Below are 14,518 nucleotides of genomic sequence, written 5' to 3' on the forward strand. Positions count from 1 at the left end.
CGTCGTCTACAACCACCTCACCACCGACCACCACGCCCGCACCCGCAAAGCCGACAACCCAACACCCGCCGCCGCTTGACATAGGAGCTATGAGCCGGCACCGAGCGCCAGCGAGGCGCCGAGTCGAAGCCACTCGGCAACCACAACTGCCCGAGCCGCAACCACCGCTGGTTGAGCCGGCACCGAGCGCCAGCGAGGCGCCGAGTCGAAGCCACTCGGCGACCACCATCGAACAGGGACGCGCGAGCCCCGGATCACAGCTCGGCGTACTCGACAACCAGCGGGGCGTGATCGGACAGCCGAAGGTCCGGCGACGCCTCCTTGTCGACCATCACCGCGCGTGCCCGCCGGGCAAGCGCGGGCGAGGCGAGCTGGTGGTCGATGCGCCATCCGACGTCCTTGACGAACGACTCTCCCGCCCAGCTCCACCAGGTGAGCGGTCCGGGACGGTCGCCGTGCAGGGCGCGTACCACGTCGACGAGCCGGCGCGGACCGGTGATCTCGCCGAACCAGGCGCGTTCCTCGGGCAGGAAGCCCTCCATCTTGCGGGCCGCGCGCCAGTTGGTGACGTCGTGTTCGAGGTGTGCCACGTTGAGGTCGCCGAGGAGCAGGAACTCCCGGCCGGCACGGCGAGCGGCGAGCCGGTTGCGCTCGAGTTCACGGGTGAACCCGGCCAGAAAGCGTTGCTTGCGTGCGTATTTGGCGCCGCCGTCCGGTACTTCACGCATCGAGCCGGGGCGCTGCGACTCGGCCGGAAGCCCACCTTTGGGCAGGTAGAGGTTGGCGACGGTCAGCGGCCGATCGGCGAGATCGACCTCGATGTAGCGGCCCTCGTGGGCGAAGGCGGACAGTCCGCGAGCCTTGGGCGGATGGGTCACCCACGTCCGCACCGCGGCGGGTTCGTTCCGGGCGAGCACCGCGACACCGTTCCGTCCGGCGACGGAGCCGACGTCGACGGCGGCGTGGTAACAGTCGAACTCTCCGACGTCGTCGATGCCACACCGCAACTCCTGCAGTCCGACCACGTCGGGCTGCCGTCCGTCGAGCCAGGCGTCGAAGCCGCGACGACGCGCCGCCCGGATCCCGTTGACGTTGAACGACGCAACGGTGAATCCACCGGTGCTCATCATCTTTCTCCTCTGGCCTCGGTGTCGCTCAGTACTCCAGGGCAGTCAGGACGGAATCGCACTGAAAGATCCGGTCGTACCGACCAGCGGTACGCTGTCGAAGAATTTTCAGGTCCACTAACTTCGCTATCGCAGAGTTCGCTGCTTGGTACGAAACGCCGTACAACTTCGAAGCGAGGGTGGCCGTGATCATTGGGTACCCCACCAAGTCGTCAGCGATACGCAGTGCGACGCCCTTCGACCCGCGCAGTGTCAGCTGGAAGCTCTCGCGCAGGGCGAGTAGCCGATCGACTCGGGCCACAACCTCGAGAGCCTCGGCGTGAATTGCTGCAGACATAAAGCAAATCCACGTGTCCCAGTCCCCCGTCTGTGACACGCGAAGCAATCCTTCTTGATACTCAGAGCGCCTCTGCACAAGCCATGGAGACAAGTTCAGGATGGGGTACCGCAACTCGCCCGCGCACATGAGCTGCAAAGTCGCGACGAGCCGACCCAAGCGACCGTTTCCGTCGTGAAACGGGTGGAGCGTCTCAAACTGGTAGTGAGACACAGCAACACGGATGATCGTGGGCACGTCGTTGACCTCGCGTATCCACGCTTGCCACGCTTCCAAGCCATCGGTCAAACGATGGTCCGCTGGAGGCGGAACGAAGCGGGCCGAATCCACACGCCGGTTGCCGACACCTATGAAGACCTGAGAGGTGCGCACGCTACCGGCGTGTGCACCGTCACTGGGTGTGCCTCGGAGTAGTTCAGCTTGCAGGTCTTCGAGCATTCGGATGGAGATCGATCGGCCTTGACCGATCATCTCGTAAGCGCGCTCCGCTGCGGTTACGTAGTTTCGAACTTCACTGACTGAGCTGGTCATCTCGTCGTTGTCAAGGAAGTCCGCCTCGAACACGTCCGACAGAGCCGCGTAAGTCCCTTCTAGGGCCGACGTGCTGACTGCCTCGCGGCGCGTCGCCGGCCGCGCCAGCAGTGTGGGATTGGGGAGCAGCGAAGAAGCCTGATCTGCTCGGGCGAGCGCTGCGGTCGCTTCGACAACGACCGAGTACGTCGACGCCTGCAACTCGAAACCCGCAGGCAGTCTGTTGGGGACGTAGCCGAAGTACTCGTACTCCTCGTTGAACCGAGGGTCGTAACCCCTGATGGGCACTAGCTCCCCGACCGGGCTGTTTCTCAATCTCTCGAGATCCACTGGGTGATCCAACCTTGAAAACCAACGATGTGATTTCAAGGTTAACGCACTAACCTTGAAATTGGCCCCGTCAATTTCAAGGTTCACCGCAGCCCTGGAAAGCGGGTCCGTCGAGCACCGATGCAGTGAGGTGAGGCCAACTCGCGGGCCGCATCGACGGTCGCCACAGAGACTGTTGCTCAAACACCCTCTGATGCAGGTCATCCGCTAGACGACGATCTGAAGGCCGTCGTCAACGCCGCAGACCGTCAGGCATCTGCCGGCGTCGAGCAGTCAGGACACGGGTGGCGCGGACTCAGGCGGCTGGCTTGCCTGCGCAAACAAGTAACACCTCTGGCGGAAGCGGAGGGATTTGAACCCCCGGTGGTTTTACCCACGCTCGCTTTCAAGGCGAGTGCATTCGGCCGCTCTGCCACGCTTCCCTGACGAGCAAGGTTACACACGAACGCCGGACCGGACCCCGCCCGGCACCGCGGTGCGCTGTGACACCATCGAAGAGGTGAAAGCCATCGTCGTCGAATTAGAGAACCTGTCCCTGTCCGATGTGCCCGACCCCACTCCCGCGTCCGGCGAAGTCGTGATCGATGTGGTCGCGGCCGGCGTCAACCGCGCCGACATCCTGCAGCGTGCGGGCAACTATCCCCCGCCACCCGGTGCGTCGGACACCCTCGGACTCGAGGTCTCAGGGCGGATCTCGGCCCTCGGCGACGGGGTCAGCGGCTGGTCGGAGGGCGACGAGGTGTGCGCGCTGCTCGCCGGCGGCGGTTACGCCGAGAAGGTGGCGGTCCCGGCCGAGCAGCTCCTGGCGGTTCCCAAGGGCGTCGACCTGGTGTCCGCGGCGGCGCTGCCCGAGGTGGCGTGCACCGTGTCGTCGAACATCTTCGACACCGCGCATCTGACCACCGGCGAGCTCCTGCTGATCCACGGCGGGTCCAGCGGCATCGGCACCCACGCCACCCAGATCGCCCACGCGATGGGCGCTCGCGTCGCGGTGACCGCCCGCACGCAGGACAAGCTCGAGCGCTGCCGCGAGTTCGGCGCCGACATCCTCATCGACTACTCGAGCCAGGACTTCGCCGAGATCCTCCAGGACGCCGGCGGCGCCGACGTCATCCTCGACATCATCGGCGCGAAGTATCTGAAGTCGAACCTGAAAGCACTGCGCACTGATGGACGCCTCGTGATCATCGGCATGCAGGGCGGCACCACGACCGAGATCAACCTCGGACATCTACTGGCCAAGCGGTTGTCGGTGATGGGTACGACGCTGCGCGCCCGGCCCGTGCACGGTCCCGGCGGCAAGGCCGAGGTCGTGGCGTCGACCCTGACCCGGACCTGGCCGCTGATCGAAGCCGGGACGGTCGTACCCGTCGTCGATCGCGTGTTCCCGCTCGCCGACGCCGGCGCCGCGCACGACCATCTCAACAGCGGTGACGTGGTCGGGAAGGTACTGCTGAGCGTCGCGGGCTGAGAGTGGCTCAGTCGGAGGCCGCGGGCTCCGCGGCGTCGACGGCCTCGCGGATCTTGCGGAACGCGACGCCCAGGGCGGTGAACTCCTCCGGGGTCATCGCGTCGACGACGAACTGCCGGATCACCTGATCTCGGGCGTTCACATGGAGGGCGAGGGTGCGCCGACCGTGATCGGTCAGACGCACGAGTCGGTGTCTGCCGTCGGCCTTCGACTCGAACCGGTGGATGTTGCCGTCGTCACTGAGTCGGCCGATCATGCGCGACACCGTGCTGACCCGCATGTGCACGGCGTCGGCGACCTCGCTGACGCTCAACTGCCGGTTGGTACAGACCGCTTCGAGAATGCGCAGATCGGATACGGATAGACCGCGTTTCGCGAACTCGTCGTTGACGCGGGCGAAGAGCGCCCAGCCGCCGTCGACGAGGTTCATCCAGCTCTCGGCCTCCGCAGCGGTGAGCGACCGGGGCGGGCCCTTTTCTGGACCATCAATCGTTTTTGCCGACACAGCATGACAACATACATTGTCGTTAACCCAAACAACACCATAGTGAATTTCGGAAGGGTTGCCGGGCACTTCAGGCCAATGAACCCAGCGTTCGCACCAGGTGATCGACCTCGTACGGGGTCGAGTACGGGGCCAACCCGACCGTGACAGCACCGCCGAAGTCGGGTGCGCCCATCCGAGCCAGGGCACGGTTGGGAAGGTCGGCGAGTGCGCAGACACCGTTGTCGGCCAGGCGCCGGACGACCTTGTCGGCACCCACCGACTCCACGGTGAAGCTCGCCAGCGGTATCCGGTTCTCCTCGGTCCCCACGAGGTTCACATGGTTGAGCTGGGACAGCGTCGTGACCAGGTAATAGTTGAGGCGCTGCAGATACTCGTAGACACCGTCCATCGACGTGACGAGACGCCGCCGACGCTTGCCGATCCCGGCCTCGTCGAGTCCGGCGAGGTGTTCCACCGAAGCGACCAATCCGGCGAGCATCGCGCCCTGATGCGGTTCGGGTTCGAGCCGGGCGGGCCCGCGCGCGGACGGGTCCATCGACATCAGCTTCAGCCGGTCGATCAGGTGGGGTTCGCGGAAGGCCATGGCCGCCATGCGCGGACCACCCCACCGCTCGGCCGAGACGACGAGGACGTCGGCACCCAGGTCGTGGATGTCCAGGCTGATGTACGGCGCCGCGTTGGTGGCGTCGACGACCAGAAGCGCGCCGGCTTCGCGGACCAGCGGCGCGATCTCGCTGATGTCGGTGACGGCCCCGGTCGTGGACGACGCGAGGGTCACCGCGACGACCTCCGTATCGGGCGTGACGAGATCGCCGAACTGCCAGGCCGGTAGTCCGCCGGTCTCGACGTCGACCTCGGCCCAGCGAACCCGGCCGCCGTAACGATCCGCCGCGCGCAGCCACGGCACGATGTTCGGCTCGTCATCCTGACGCGTGACGACGACGTCACCCCGCAGCCACGCATGCGGCGCGAGGGCCTCCGCCAGACCGGCCAGCAGCACGTACCGCGACGGTCCGAGCACCACACCCGCGGCGTCTCCGCCGACGAGATCGGCGATCGCGCGCCGGGCACCGTCGACCACCTCCGCGCTCGTGCGAGCCGACGGGTAGACCCCGCCCGGGGCGGCGGACAGAGAGCGGAAACTGGTGGTCACAGCGGTCGCGACCGAATCGGGGATCTGCATCCCCGCCTGCGGGTCGAGGTGGATCCAGCCGTCGCCGAGCGATGGAATCAATCCACGCACGTAGGCGACGTCGAAAGCCATGGGCACGAGGATAGACGTCGGCCATCTGCCGTTTCGCGGTGTCCGGGCACAATGGGACGCATGGCTATCGAAGGCACTCCAGGACCCGGCCCCACCTCAGGACCGTTCGGCTCGGCCGGCGACTCCGACAACGTGATCGTCGTCGGCGCGGGCACGGATGGGCAGACGGACGGCGAGTCGTCGGAATCGACCAGCGTCGCCGACATGGTCGAGCAACCCGCCAAGGTCATGCGCATCGGCACGATGATCAAGCAGCTGCTCGAAGAGGTGCGTGCGGCTCCTCTCGACGACGCGTCGCGCAATCGCCTGCGTGAGATCCACCAATCGTCGGTGCGTGAACTCGAAGAGGGGCTCGCGCCCGAGCTGCGCGAAGAACTCGAACGTCTCGCGCTCCCCTTCTCCGACGAGGGCACCCCGTCGGACGCCGAGCTCCGCATCGCCCAAGCCCAGCTCGTGGGCTGGCTCGAGGGACTCTTCCACGGCATCCAGACCGCACTGTTCGCCCAGCAGATGGCCGCCCGCGCCCAGCTCGAACAGATGCGTCAGGGCGCGCTTCCGCCCGGCATGCCCACCCCCGGCGGCGCCGGCGGACCCGGCCACAGCACGGGGCAGTACCTCTAGGTCGCCACACCGGCTCAACCGGCTGAGGGTCACCCGCTCAACCGGCAGCGGGCAGCGGATGGGCCGAGGGGTACGCTGACTCCTCGTGTCAGCGGTAGTAGACGACGACGCGATCCCCGCGCGTCCCCAGGGCTCTGATTCGCGCAGCTTCGCGCGCGCGGTCAAGGACCTCCGCGACGGTTTCGCGAGCCGCGAACTGTGGTTCCACCTCGGCTGGCAGGACATCAAGCAGCGCTACCGACGTTCGGTCCTGGGACCGCTGTGGATCGTGATCGCGACCGGTGTGACCGCGATCGCGATGGGTCTGCTCTATGGCGAGCTCTTCGGCATGGACATCAGGGTGTTCCTGCCATACGTCGCGCTTGGCTTCATCTTCTGGAACTTCATCTCGAGCTCGATCCTCGAGGGATCCGAGGTGTTCTCGAAGAACGAGGGCCTGATCAAACAGCTTCCGGCTCCCGTGAGCGTGCACGTCTACCGCGTGGTGTGGCGCGCGTTGATCATCTTCGCGCACAACGTCGTCATCATCGTCATCCTGTTCCTGATCTTCCCGCCGCCGCTCAACTGGACCGTCACGCTGATCGTCCCGGCCCTCGCGCTGTATGTGGTCAATTCGATCTGGGTGACGATCGTGTTCGGCATCCTGTCGACCCGATTCCGCGACATCGGCCAGCTCCTCACCACCGCGGTGCAGCTGGTCTTCTTCATGACGCCGATCATCTGGACGGCGCAGAGCCTCGGGAACGCGACCGGCGAGGCGTCGTCGAGGTTGAAGCTCGTCGAGCTGAACCCGATGTTCCATTATCTGGAAATAGCGCGCGGACCGCTGCTGGGCGAGCCGGTCGAGTTCTACCACTGGGCCGTCGTCCTGGGCTGCACCGCCGTGGGCTGGGTGCTGGCCATGCTGGTGTTGCGCAACTACCGGGCCCGCGTGGCGTACTGGGTGTAGGGACGGATTCGATGGCCAGGAACAACGATCTCGGAGACAACCGCGTCCGCGTGGACACGTGGGACGCGTGTGTGGACTTCCCGATCTTCGACGCCAAGACCCGGTCGCTCAAGAAGTCGGTCATCGGCGCGGCCGGCGGCGTCATCGGCTCCACCGAGTCGAACGTGGTCGTCGTCGAGGCACTCAAGGACATCAACCTGCACCTCAAGCACGGCGACCGGATCGGGCTGGTCGGCCACAACGGCGCCGGCAAGTCGACGCTGCTTCGTCTGCTGTCGGGCATCTACGAACCCACGCGCGGCGCCTGCCGGGTGCACGGCCGGGTCGCCCCCGTCTTCGACCTCGGCGTCGGCATGGACCCCGAGATCTCCGGCTACGAGAACATCATCATCCGCGGCATGTTCCTGGGCATGACGCGCAAGGAGATGCTCAAGAAGATCGACGACATCGCGGAGTTCACCGAGCTCGGCGACTACCTGCAGATGCCGCTGCGCACCTACTCCACCGGTATGCGGGTGCGCATCGCACTCGGCGTGGTGACCTCCATCGACCCGGAGATCCTCATCCTCGACGAGGGCATCGGTGCCGTCGACGCCGACTTCATGCGCAAGGCGCGGGGTCGGCTCCAGGCGCTCGTCGAGCGGTCGGGAATCCTGGTGTTCGCCAGCCATTCCAATGAGTTCCTGGCCCAGCTGTGCGACCGCGCCCTGTGGATCGACCACGGACAGGTCCGCATGGAAGGCGGCATCGAAGAGGTCGTCGAGGCCTACGAGGGCCCCGATGCCGCGGCACACGTCCGCAGGGTGATCGCCGACCTGGAGAAGGCGGACAAGAAGGGGACCCCGGAGTGACCGACGGCGCCGTCGCTCCGAAGGTCATCGCGGTCGTGGTCACGCACCGTCGCGTGGAGCTGCTCGCCGAGTCGCTGGCCGTGGTCTCTGGCCAGGACCGGCCCGTCGACCATCTGATCGTCGTCGACAACGCCGACGAACCAGAAGTCGCCGAACTCGTTGCGGCGCAGCCCGTTCCGACGACCTACCTCGGGTCGAGACGAAACCTCGGCGGTGCCGGCGGATTCGCGCTGGGCATGCTGCATGCGCTCGCCCTCGGCGCCGACTGGGTCTGGTGCGCCGACGACGACGGCCGACCCGACGGTCCGGCGGTCCTCTCGACGCTGCTCGACTGCGCCGCACGGCACGACCTCGACGAGGTGTCACCGGTGGTCGCCAACCTCGACGACCCGGACACCCTCGCCTTCCCGCTGCGACGCGGACTCGTGTGGCGACGGAAGCGGTCGGAACTCTTTGCCGACGGTGAGACCCAGGACGACGATCTGCTGCCCGGCATCGCGTCGCTGTTCAACGGCGCTCTGTTCTCTGCACGGTGCCTCGAACAGGTGGGCGTGCCGGACCTGCGGCTGTTCTTCCGCGGCGACGAGGTGGAGGTGCACCGTCGGCTGGTCCGCTCGGGCGTGCGGTTCGGCACCTGCCTGCGCGCGGGATACCTCCACCCCGACGGCTCGGCGGAATTCCGACCGATCCTGGGCGGTCGCATGCACACCCAGTACCCCGACAACGACACCAAGCGGTTCTTCACCTACCGCAACCGCGGCTACCTGATGAGCCAGCCCGGACTCCGCAGGCTGCTGCCCCAGGAGTACGCCCGGTTCGGCTGGTTCTTCCTTGTGCAGCAACGTGATCCGAAGGGCTTCGCCGAGTGGGTGCGTCTTCGCGGCCTCGGTCGCCGAGAGCGGTTCACGCGGCCCTGAGGTGTTGATCCTTCACTGCTCCCTGAGCTGCGAGCGAAGCGAGCCACGAAGACATCCCAGGGGTGCAAGGTGTCAAGCGGCGAGGTTGGCGCGGTGGTTCCAGGCGGTGTGTTCGTTGTAGAGGGTGCGGTGTTTGAGGCAGCCGTGGAGGATGCCGATGAGCCGGTTGGCGAGCGCACGCAAGGCTTGGGGGTGGGACTTCTTCTGATCTCGCAGGCTGTCGTAGTAGACGCGGGCGCCGGGACTGCCGGTCAGCGCGCTTTGCGCCATCGCCATGGCGGCGGCGTTGAGGCGAGTGTTGCGGATATGGCGGGCCAGCACGACGTGCCCTTTGCCTGAGGCGATGGTCCGTGGTGAGGTGCCGGCATAGTTTCTGCGAGACTTGGCGGTGGCATAGCGTTCGGGGTCGTCCCCGAACTCGCCAAGCATCCGGGCGCCGGTGATGTCACCGACTCCGGGCATGGACAGGTAGATCTCGGCGTCCGGATGCGCTCTAAAAGACTGGGCCATACTGGTTTCCAGTTGATCAATTTGGGTGTTGAGCGTCGTCAGCATGTTCACCGTCACGGTCACGGTCGCCGCATACGCTGCGGTAAGTGCCTCCGGTGCGCTCAGATGACCGCCCCCACGCAGGGCCTGCTGGATCTCGCGGGCACGGGTATCGGTATTGCGTTGGCGGCCACCCTTTTTCAGAGCTGATCGGATCGCCGCGACCGTCAGTGCCGCTCCCTGTCGTGGGGTGGGAGCGCGACGCAACACCGCCAGGCAGTCTTTGTGGGCGAGGTCGCCGCCGAAGGCATCGACCGCGGCCGGATAGTAGGCGCCCAGTTGAGCGCGCAACACGTTCTGTTGTGCTGAGCGCGCCCACACCAGATTCTGATGCGTACGGGCCATCACCGTGATCGCCTTGACCTCGACGGTGTCGGCGGCGACCAATCGATGATTGTGCCGGTCGGTCCGCACCAGATCAGCCAGCGTTTTCGCGTCAGCCTTATCGGATTTGGTGCCCCCGACATGGTGGCGGTCGCGGTACCGCGACACCGACAACGGGTTGATCGCATACACCTGATAGCCCGCGGCGACCAGGGCGGCGACCCACATGCCGTGATCGGTTTCGATCCCCACCACCACCTCAGAGGGGTCGTGGGCGAACCGGGCGAGCAGGTCATGCATCGCCGTCACGCCGGCCGCGTTCTCGGGTAGTCGGCGGGTGGCCAGGGTGGTGCCGTGTTCATCCATCACGCACACGTCGTGATGATCCGACGCCCAGTCGTTGCCCACACAGATCATGTCGGTCGTTCACCTCGTCTTCGGTCGTCTCGATCGATCGTCGGTGTGAACCTTGGGGTGATCACCCTTGACGCGGCCTAATGGATCAGTGCTCACCCCACATGGTTCAGGGGGCACGACATCCCAGAAGCGTTCTAGCGGGTGATCCTTACCCGGCCGGGCCACGGTCTTCGTGTAGAAATCCGACACCGTTTCAGGGTCTCGGAGTGGTCACCGGCCGGGAAGGCTCACACAAACCAGCATCCCCTGCAGGACGCCGATCCACCCCCATTAGGGTTTCACAAGGCACGTCACCATGCCCTTCGAGGCTCGTCGACCTCGACGCGCTCCTTCGTCGCTTGCTCGGCCCGGCGGCTTGCGCTCCTCACACCTCAGGGAGCAATGGGTCCTCACACCTCAGGCAGCGGAATTCAGCACCGCTCGCGGGGTCATCCCCAACGCCGAGATCGCGCCCAGCGCAGCGATTCCCGCGAGTACCCACCAGGCGGTCAGGAACGAGTTGTGCACATCGGCGTACACCGCCGAGGTGCCGATGATCGCGACCAGCAAGCTGACACCCAGCGACATGCCGATCTGACGACTCATGTTGACCACCGCGCTTCCGGTGGCGGCCTGATCTGCGGGGAGGTCGGCGGTCGCCGAGGAGAGGATCGACGGCAACGCGAAGCCCACTCCGACACCGCCGATCAGCCAGCCCGGCAGGAACTCGGTGGCGAAATCCGGTGTGGCGTCGACCGACAGGGCGATGAGGGCCGACCCGAGACCGAAGAGCACACAACCGAAGGCGACGAGTCGCCCCACCGGGACCCGCGCACTGAGGCGATGCGACACGGCCGCGAAGATCGGGACCATCAGCGGTCCGGTTGACACCGCGAGACCCGTCACGATCGGCGAGAAGCCCCAGACCTGCTGCAACCACAGGATGTTCGCGAGAAGTGCGCCGGCGAACGGGATGGAGAACAGCAGCATCGTCACGTTCGCGACCGAGAAGGCCCGGATCCGCAGCAGTGCAGGCGAGATCACCGGTTCGGGATGACGCGCCGAACTGAGGACGAAGCCGACGAGCCCTGCCCCGGCGACGATCCACGCACCGGTGATCCGCGCGTCCGTCCAACCCCACTCACTCCCCTGGACCAGACCGAGTGTCAAGGCCCCCACCGAGACGACCAGGAGAAGCGCGCCCAACGCGTCGGGAAAGCCACTGGCCGAGACGTTTTGGGGGCGGGACAGTACGATCGCCCCGGCGACGATCGCCGCCACGCCGACGGGCACGTTGACCAGGAACACCCAGCGCCACGACGCCTCGACGAGGAGTCCGCCGACGGCCGGTCCGAAGGCCGCGGCCAGGGCGCCGGTGGCCGCCCAGATGCGCACCGACCGGGCCCGACGTTCCGGCGGCAACGTCGCCACGACCAGACCCAGACTCGCCGGGGTCAGAATCGCCGCGCCCAGTGCCTGCAGTGCGCGGAATGCCACCAGCCACCAGACGCCCTGCGCCGCGGCACATGCGGCACTCGCCGCGGTGAATATCGCGAGACCGAGTAGGAAGCCGCCCTTGCGGCCGTACCGATCGACGATCCGGCCCGCCGGAACAAGGAGCGCCGCATACAGGATGGCGTACGCGTTGAGGATCCAGGACATCTGGGACAGGGTCGCGCCGGTGAAGTCGGCGCCGATGTCGTCGAAGGCGACGTTGACGATGAAGACGTCGAGGCTGGCCATGAACGCCGCCCCAGACAGGATGAGCAGGACGAGGCCGGGCCGCGCGACAGTCGGCGCCGGCTTCGCCGGGCCGCTTCGAGTGACCGTCATCGGACCGGCCATCCGAGAACCCGGCGACTCTGGCGCGCGGAGGCGAGGAGCCGGCCGCCGCGGTCGCGCAGCGTGGTGTCGTCGACCGACCAGCCGCCGGACGTCGAGGTGTTACGCGTATGGACGAGAATCGGCGCCGGAGTGGCGTCGTCCAGCGGCGCCGTCACATGCATGGAGAATGCCACCGTCGGAAGTGCAAGCGGCGCAGTCAGAGTCGGGAAGACGGCGGGCGGTAGGCAATCCGCCAGCAGGGCCAGGTAACCTGCGTCGACGGCCATCGGGGTTCGGGTGGTGATCCATGCCCGCATCCAGGCCTCGTCGGCTCCGGTGAGCGCGAGCGGACCGTCGACCGGTCGCACATCGAGCTGCGCGCCCATCGGCACGATCTCCGGGGGAATCATGAAGGGGTCGAGCCCTTCCGGGCCGGGAACGTCCGCGACCCGGTCGATGACATCGGCAGGTGCGGATTCCCCGACCCGCCCGGTCGTGACTGATGCCGACGCGATGTCGACACCCGCCTGGGTGACCGTGACGTCGACGACCCTCGTGTGCCGACCGACCTCCCGGACCGTCGGCGTCAGGAGCAACTCCCCGCCGTCGGGCTTGCCGACGAATCGCAGATCGAGAGCGCGCACCGTCGTACCCGGCGCTGCATCGGCGCCGACCCGGACGGCCAGCGCCGCGATGGCACCACCGTGCGGGCCCGACCATCCCCACCAGGAACGGTCGATGGTCGCCGACCATCGACCGTCTCCGGTCGGGGTCGCTCCGAAACTGTCCAACAATCCGTCAATGGCTTCTTGCCTGGTGAGTTGCTTCACGCAACTCATGCAAGCAGGTTGAGTTGCGTCACGCAACCCACTACTCTCGATCCTATGCGCCGCGCCTCATTCGCCGAGATGAACTGCTCGATCGCCCAAACGTTGGAGATCGTCGGCGAATGGTGGACGCTGCTGATCGTCCGGGACGCGATGTTCGGCGTAACGCGATTCGACGAGTTCTCGTCGCGGCTCGGCATCGCGCGCAACGTGTTGACCCAGCGACTGGACACCCTCGTCGAACACGAGATCCTGGCGAAGGAGCCGTACCAGGACAACCCGGTGCGCTACGACTACCGCCTCACCGAGAAGGGCCGGGACCTCTGGACGGTTCTGGCCGCGTTACGTCAGTGGGGTGACCGGTGGACCGCCGAGGACGGCGCACCAGTGGTGTCGACACACTCCTGCGGTCAGACGATGACGGTCGAGCCGACATGCTCGGCATGCGGCGAGCGAATCGGCACCGGCGAACTACGGGTACACCCGGGCCCCGGCGCGACTACGGACAATCCCCTCGCGGGGCTTCGCTGACCCTGGGCCGACACAGCCAACAATTGCCATCCCCCTGCGCGCTGGAGACCTGCGACGATGACGAAGTCCATGTCGAATAACTAGAACGTGTTCTACTGTGGACGGAGTTTCACCGCCGTCCCGAGGAGCATGATGCGGTTCACGTATGCCGAGGCCATGACCGATCCGTCGTACTACGCGCCGCTCGCGCAGGCCGCCGAAGCCGCGGGGTACGCCGGCTTCACCATTCCCGACTCGCTGGCCTATCCGGAGGAATCGGACGCGAAGTATCCGTACACCCCCGACGGCAATCGCGAGTTCCTCGACGGCAAGGCGTTCATCGAGACGTTCATCCAGGCCGCGGCGCTCGGCGCGGTCACCTCGACCATCCGTTTCACACCCTTCGTGGTGAAGCTGCCGGTCCGCCCGCCCGCGCTGGTCGCCAAGCAGGCCAGCTCGGTGGCGTACCTGACGAACAACCGCTTCGCGATGGGCGTCGGCACGAGTCCGTGGCCCGAGGACTACGACTTCATGGGCGTGGACTTCAAGCGCCGCGGCAAGCGGATGGACGAGTGCATGGACATCATCCGCGGCCTGACCACCGGCGAGTACTTCGAGTTCCACGGCGAGTTCTACGACATCCCCAAGATCAAGATGACCCCCGCGCCCACCGAACCGATCCCGCTACTCGTGGGCGGTCACGCCGACGCCGCGCTGCGTCGCGCGGTCATCCGCGGCGACGGTTGGATGCACGGTGGCGGTCCGCCCGAGGAGCTCGAGACGCTGCTGGACCGGATCAACGAGATCCGCATGGCCGAGGGAAAGACCAACGATCCGTTCGAGATCCACGTGATCTCCATGGACGCCTACACCGTCGACGGATGTAAGCGGCTGGAAGACAAGGGGATCACCGACGTGATCGTCGGTTTCCGGTTGCCGTATGTCATGGGCGACGACACCGAGCCGCTGCAGACCAAGATCGACCATCTGAACTGGTACGCCGACAACGTGATCGCCAAGGTCAACGGCTGATCGTCCTGCCTCTCCCGGTATTCTCCGCCCTGCCCTGGGGTATGGCACGGTTGCACCACCTGTACCGCTGGGGCACACTGCACAGCAGGGCGCCTCACGCATGCCGTGGCGCGGCCGACGTGCGGTGAGACTCCGAGGCGAACACTCGCC

Annotated in this window: 14 protein-coding genes and 1 tRNA gene; 7 read left to right on the forward strand and 8 right to left on the reverse strand. The window is 66.4% G+C overall.

Going from position 1 to position 14,518, the window contains the following annotated elements; all coding sequences use genetic code 11:
• Positions 1 to 254: 254 nt before the first annotated feature.
• From ACFUEJ_RS20370 to ACFUEJ_RS20380, 3 genes are all read right to left on the reverse strand, one after another.
• Positions 255 to 1,127 carry an exodeoxyribonuclease III gene (locus ACFUEJ_RS20370; protein ID WP_388031533.1) on the reverse strand — a complete coding sequence of 291 codons (873 nt, stop codon included), beginning with the start codon at positions 1,125 to 1,127 and terminating at the stop codon, positions 255 to 257.
• A 28-nt stretch (positions 1,128 to 1,155) separates the two neighbouring features.
• Positions 1,156 to 2,325, reverse strand: a complete 1,170-nt coding sequence (locus tag ACFUEJ_RS20375; RefSeq protein WP_159369852.1) for a Fic family protein — start codon at positions 2,323 to 2,325, stop codon at positions 1,156 to 1,158.
• 334 nt (positions 2,326 to 2,659) lie between these two features.
• Positions 2,660 to 2,747: transfer RNA gene (locus ACFUEJ_RS20380), tRNA-Ser, on the reverse strand.
• A 77-nt stretch (positions 2,748 to 2,824) separates the two neighbouring features.
• On the opposite strand from ACFUEJ_RS20380, the gene ACFUEJ_RS20385 reads away from it, so the two are divergent.
• Positions 2,825 to 3,796 carry an NAD(P)H-quinone oxidoreductase gene (locus ACFUEJ_RS20385; RefSeq protein WP_205333285.1) on the forward strand — a complete coding sequence of 324 codons (972 nt, stop codon included), beginning with the start codon at positions 2,825 to 2,827 and terminating at the stop codon, positions 3,794 to 3,796.
• Between the two features lie 7 nt (positions 3,797 to 3,803).
• On the opposite strand, the gene ACFUEJ_RS20390 is transcribed toward ACFUEJ_RS20385, so the two are convergent.
• Positions 3,804 to 4,226: a MarR family winged helix-turn-helix transcriptional regulator gene (locus ACFUEJ_RS20390; protein ID WP_159369850.1), complete on the reverse strand. Its 423-nt coding sequence runs from the start codon at positions 4,224 to 4,226 to the stop codon at positions 3,804 to 3,806.
• Positions 4,227 to 4,371: 145 nt separating this feature from the next.
• On the reverse strand, positions 4,372 to 5,568 hold the full coding sequence (locus ACFUEJ_RS20395; RefSeq protein ID WP_205333286.1) for a cysteine desulfurase-like protein: 1,197 nt from the start codon (positions 5,566 to 5,568) through the stop codon (positions 4,372 to 4,374).
• A 60-nt stretch (positions 5,569 to 5,628) separates the two neighbouring features.
• On the opposite strand from ACFUEJ_RS20395, the gene ACFUEJ_RS20400 reads away from it, so the two are divergent.
• The 4 genes from ACFUEJ_RS20400 to ACFUEJ_RS20415 all read left to right on the forward strand — a co-directional run bounded on the left by ACFUEJ_RS20400 (position 5,629) and on the right by ACFUEJ_RS20415 (position 8,906).
• Positions 5,629 to 6,189, forward strand: a complete 561-nt coding sequence (locus ACFUEJ_RS20400; RefSeq protein WP_068971149.1) for a bacterial proteasome activator family protein — start codon at positions 5,629 to 5,631, stop codon at positions 6,187 to 6,189.
• Between the two features lie 85 nt (positions 6,190 to 6,274).
• A complete protein-coding gene (locus ACFUEJ_RS20405) occupies positions 6,275 to 7,138 on the forward strand; it encodes an ABC transporter permease (RefSeq protein ID WP_388031481.1) in 864 nt (287 codons plus the stop codon).
• Positions 7,139 to 7,149: 11 nt separating this feature from the next.
• A complete protein-coding gene (locus ACFUEJ_RS20410; protein WP_068971148.1) occupies positions 7,150 to 7,989 on the forward strand; it encodes an ABC transporter ATP-binding protein in 840 nt (279 codons plus the stop codon).
• Complete coding sequence (locus ACFUEJ_RS20415) at positions 7,986 to 8,906, forward strand: glycosyltransferase (protein ID WP_205333287.1); 921 nt, start codon at positions 7,986 to 7,988, stop codon at positions 8,904 to 8,906. The genes ACFUEJ_RS20410 and ACFUEJ_RS20415 overlap by 4 nt, the downstream gene beginning before the upstream one ends.
• Positions 8,907 to 8,978: 72 nt before the next feature.
• Here the strand turns inward: ACFUEJ_RS20415 and ACFUEJ_RS20420 are convergent, their stop codons facing one another.
• From ACFUEJ_RS20420 to ACFUEJ_RS20430, 3 genes are all read right to left on the reverse strand, one after another.
• Positions 8,979 to 10,196, reverse strand: a complete 1,218-nt coding sequence (locus tag ACFUEJ_RS20420) for an IS110 family transposase (RefSeq protein WP_159369979.1) — start codon at positions 10,194 to 10,196, stop codon at positions 8,979 to 8,981.
• Between the two features lie 396 nt (positions 10,197 to 10,592).
• Positions 10,593 to 12,020: a DHA2 family efflux MFS transporter permease subunit gene (locus tag ACFUEJ_RS20425; protein WP_388031486.1), complete on the reverse strand. Its 1,428-nt coding sequence runs from the start codon at positions 12,018 to 12,020 to the stop codon at positions 10,593 to 10,595.
• Positions 12,005 to 12,829, reverse strand: a complete 825-nt coding sequence (locus ACFUEJ_RS20430) for an acyl-CoA thioesterase (protein ID WP_388031535.1) — start codon at positions 12,827 to 12,829, stop codon at positions 12,005 to 12,007. The genes ACFUEJ_RS20425 and ACFUEJ_RS20430 overlap by 16 nt, the downstream gene beginning before the upstream one ends.
• A gap of 54 nt (positions 12,830 to 12,883) precedes the next feature.
• Between ACFUEJ_RS20430 and ACFUEJ_RS20435 the strand changes: the two genes are divergently transcribed.
• Both ACFUEJ_RS20435 and ACFUEJ_RS20440 read left to right on the forward strand, forming a co-directional pair.
• A complete protein-coding gene (locus ACFUEJ_RS20435; protein ID WP_065631230.1) occupies positions 12,884 to 13,357 on the forward strand; it encodes a helix-turn-helix domain-containing protein in 474 nt (157 codons plus the stop codon).
• A gap of 132 nt (positions 13,358 to 13,489) precedes the next feature.
• Complete coding sequence (locus ACFUEJ_RS20440; protein ID WP_065631365.1) at positions 13,490 to 14,368, forward strand: TIGR03619 family F420-dependent LLM class oxidoreductase; 879 nt, start codon at positions 13,490 to 13,492, stop codon at positions 14,366 to 14,368.
• The last annotated feature ends 150 nt before the right edge of the window (positions 14,369 to 14,518 follow it).

Origin of the sequence: Gordonia sp. NPDC057258 (genome assembly GCF_042668985.1) — a bacterium.
Taxonomy (GTDB): domain Bacteria; phylum Actinomycetota; class Actinomycetes; order Mycobacteriales; family Mycobacteriaceae; genus Gordonia; species Gordonia hongkongensis.

Coding starts and splice junctions, on each gene's coding strand:
- ACFUEJ_RS20370 (WP_388031533.1), bottom strand. CDS start 1,127: ATGAGCACCGGTGGATTCACCGTTGCGTCGTTCAACGTCAACGGGATC.
- ACFUEJ_RS20390 (WP_159369850.1), bottom strand. CDS start 4,226: ATGAACCTCGTCGACGGCGGCTGGGCGCTCTTCGCCCGCGTCAACGAC.
- ACFUEJ_RS20395 (WP_205333286.1), bottom strand. CDS start 5,568: ATGGCTTTCGACGTCGCCTACGTGCGTGGATTGATTCCATCGCTCGGC.
- ACFUEJ_RS20400 (WP_068971149.1), top strand. CDS start 5,629: ATGGCTATCGAAGGCACTCCAGGACCCGGCCCCACCTCAGGACCGTTC.
- ACFUEJ_RS20410 (WP_068971148.1), top strand. CDS start 7,150: ATGGCCAGGAACAACGATCTCGGAGACAACCGCGTCCGCGTGGACACG.
- ACFUEJ_RS20420 (WP_159369979.1), bottom strand. CDS start 10,196: ATGATCTGTGTGGGCAACGACTGGGCGTCGGATCATCACGACGTGTGC.
- ACFUEJ_RS20425 (WP_388031486.1), bottom strand. CDS start 12,020: ATGGCCGGTCCGATGACGGTCACTCGAAGCGGCCCGGCGAAGCCGGCG.
- ACFUEJ_RS20435 (WP_065631230.1), top strand. CDS start 12,884: ATGCGCCGCGCCTCATTCGCCGAGATGAACTGCTCGATCGCCCAAACG.
- ACFUEJ_RS20440 (WP_065631365.1), top strand. CDS start 13,490: ATGCGGTTCACGTATGCCGAGGCCATGACCGATCCGTCGTACTACGCG.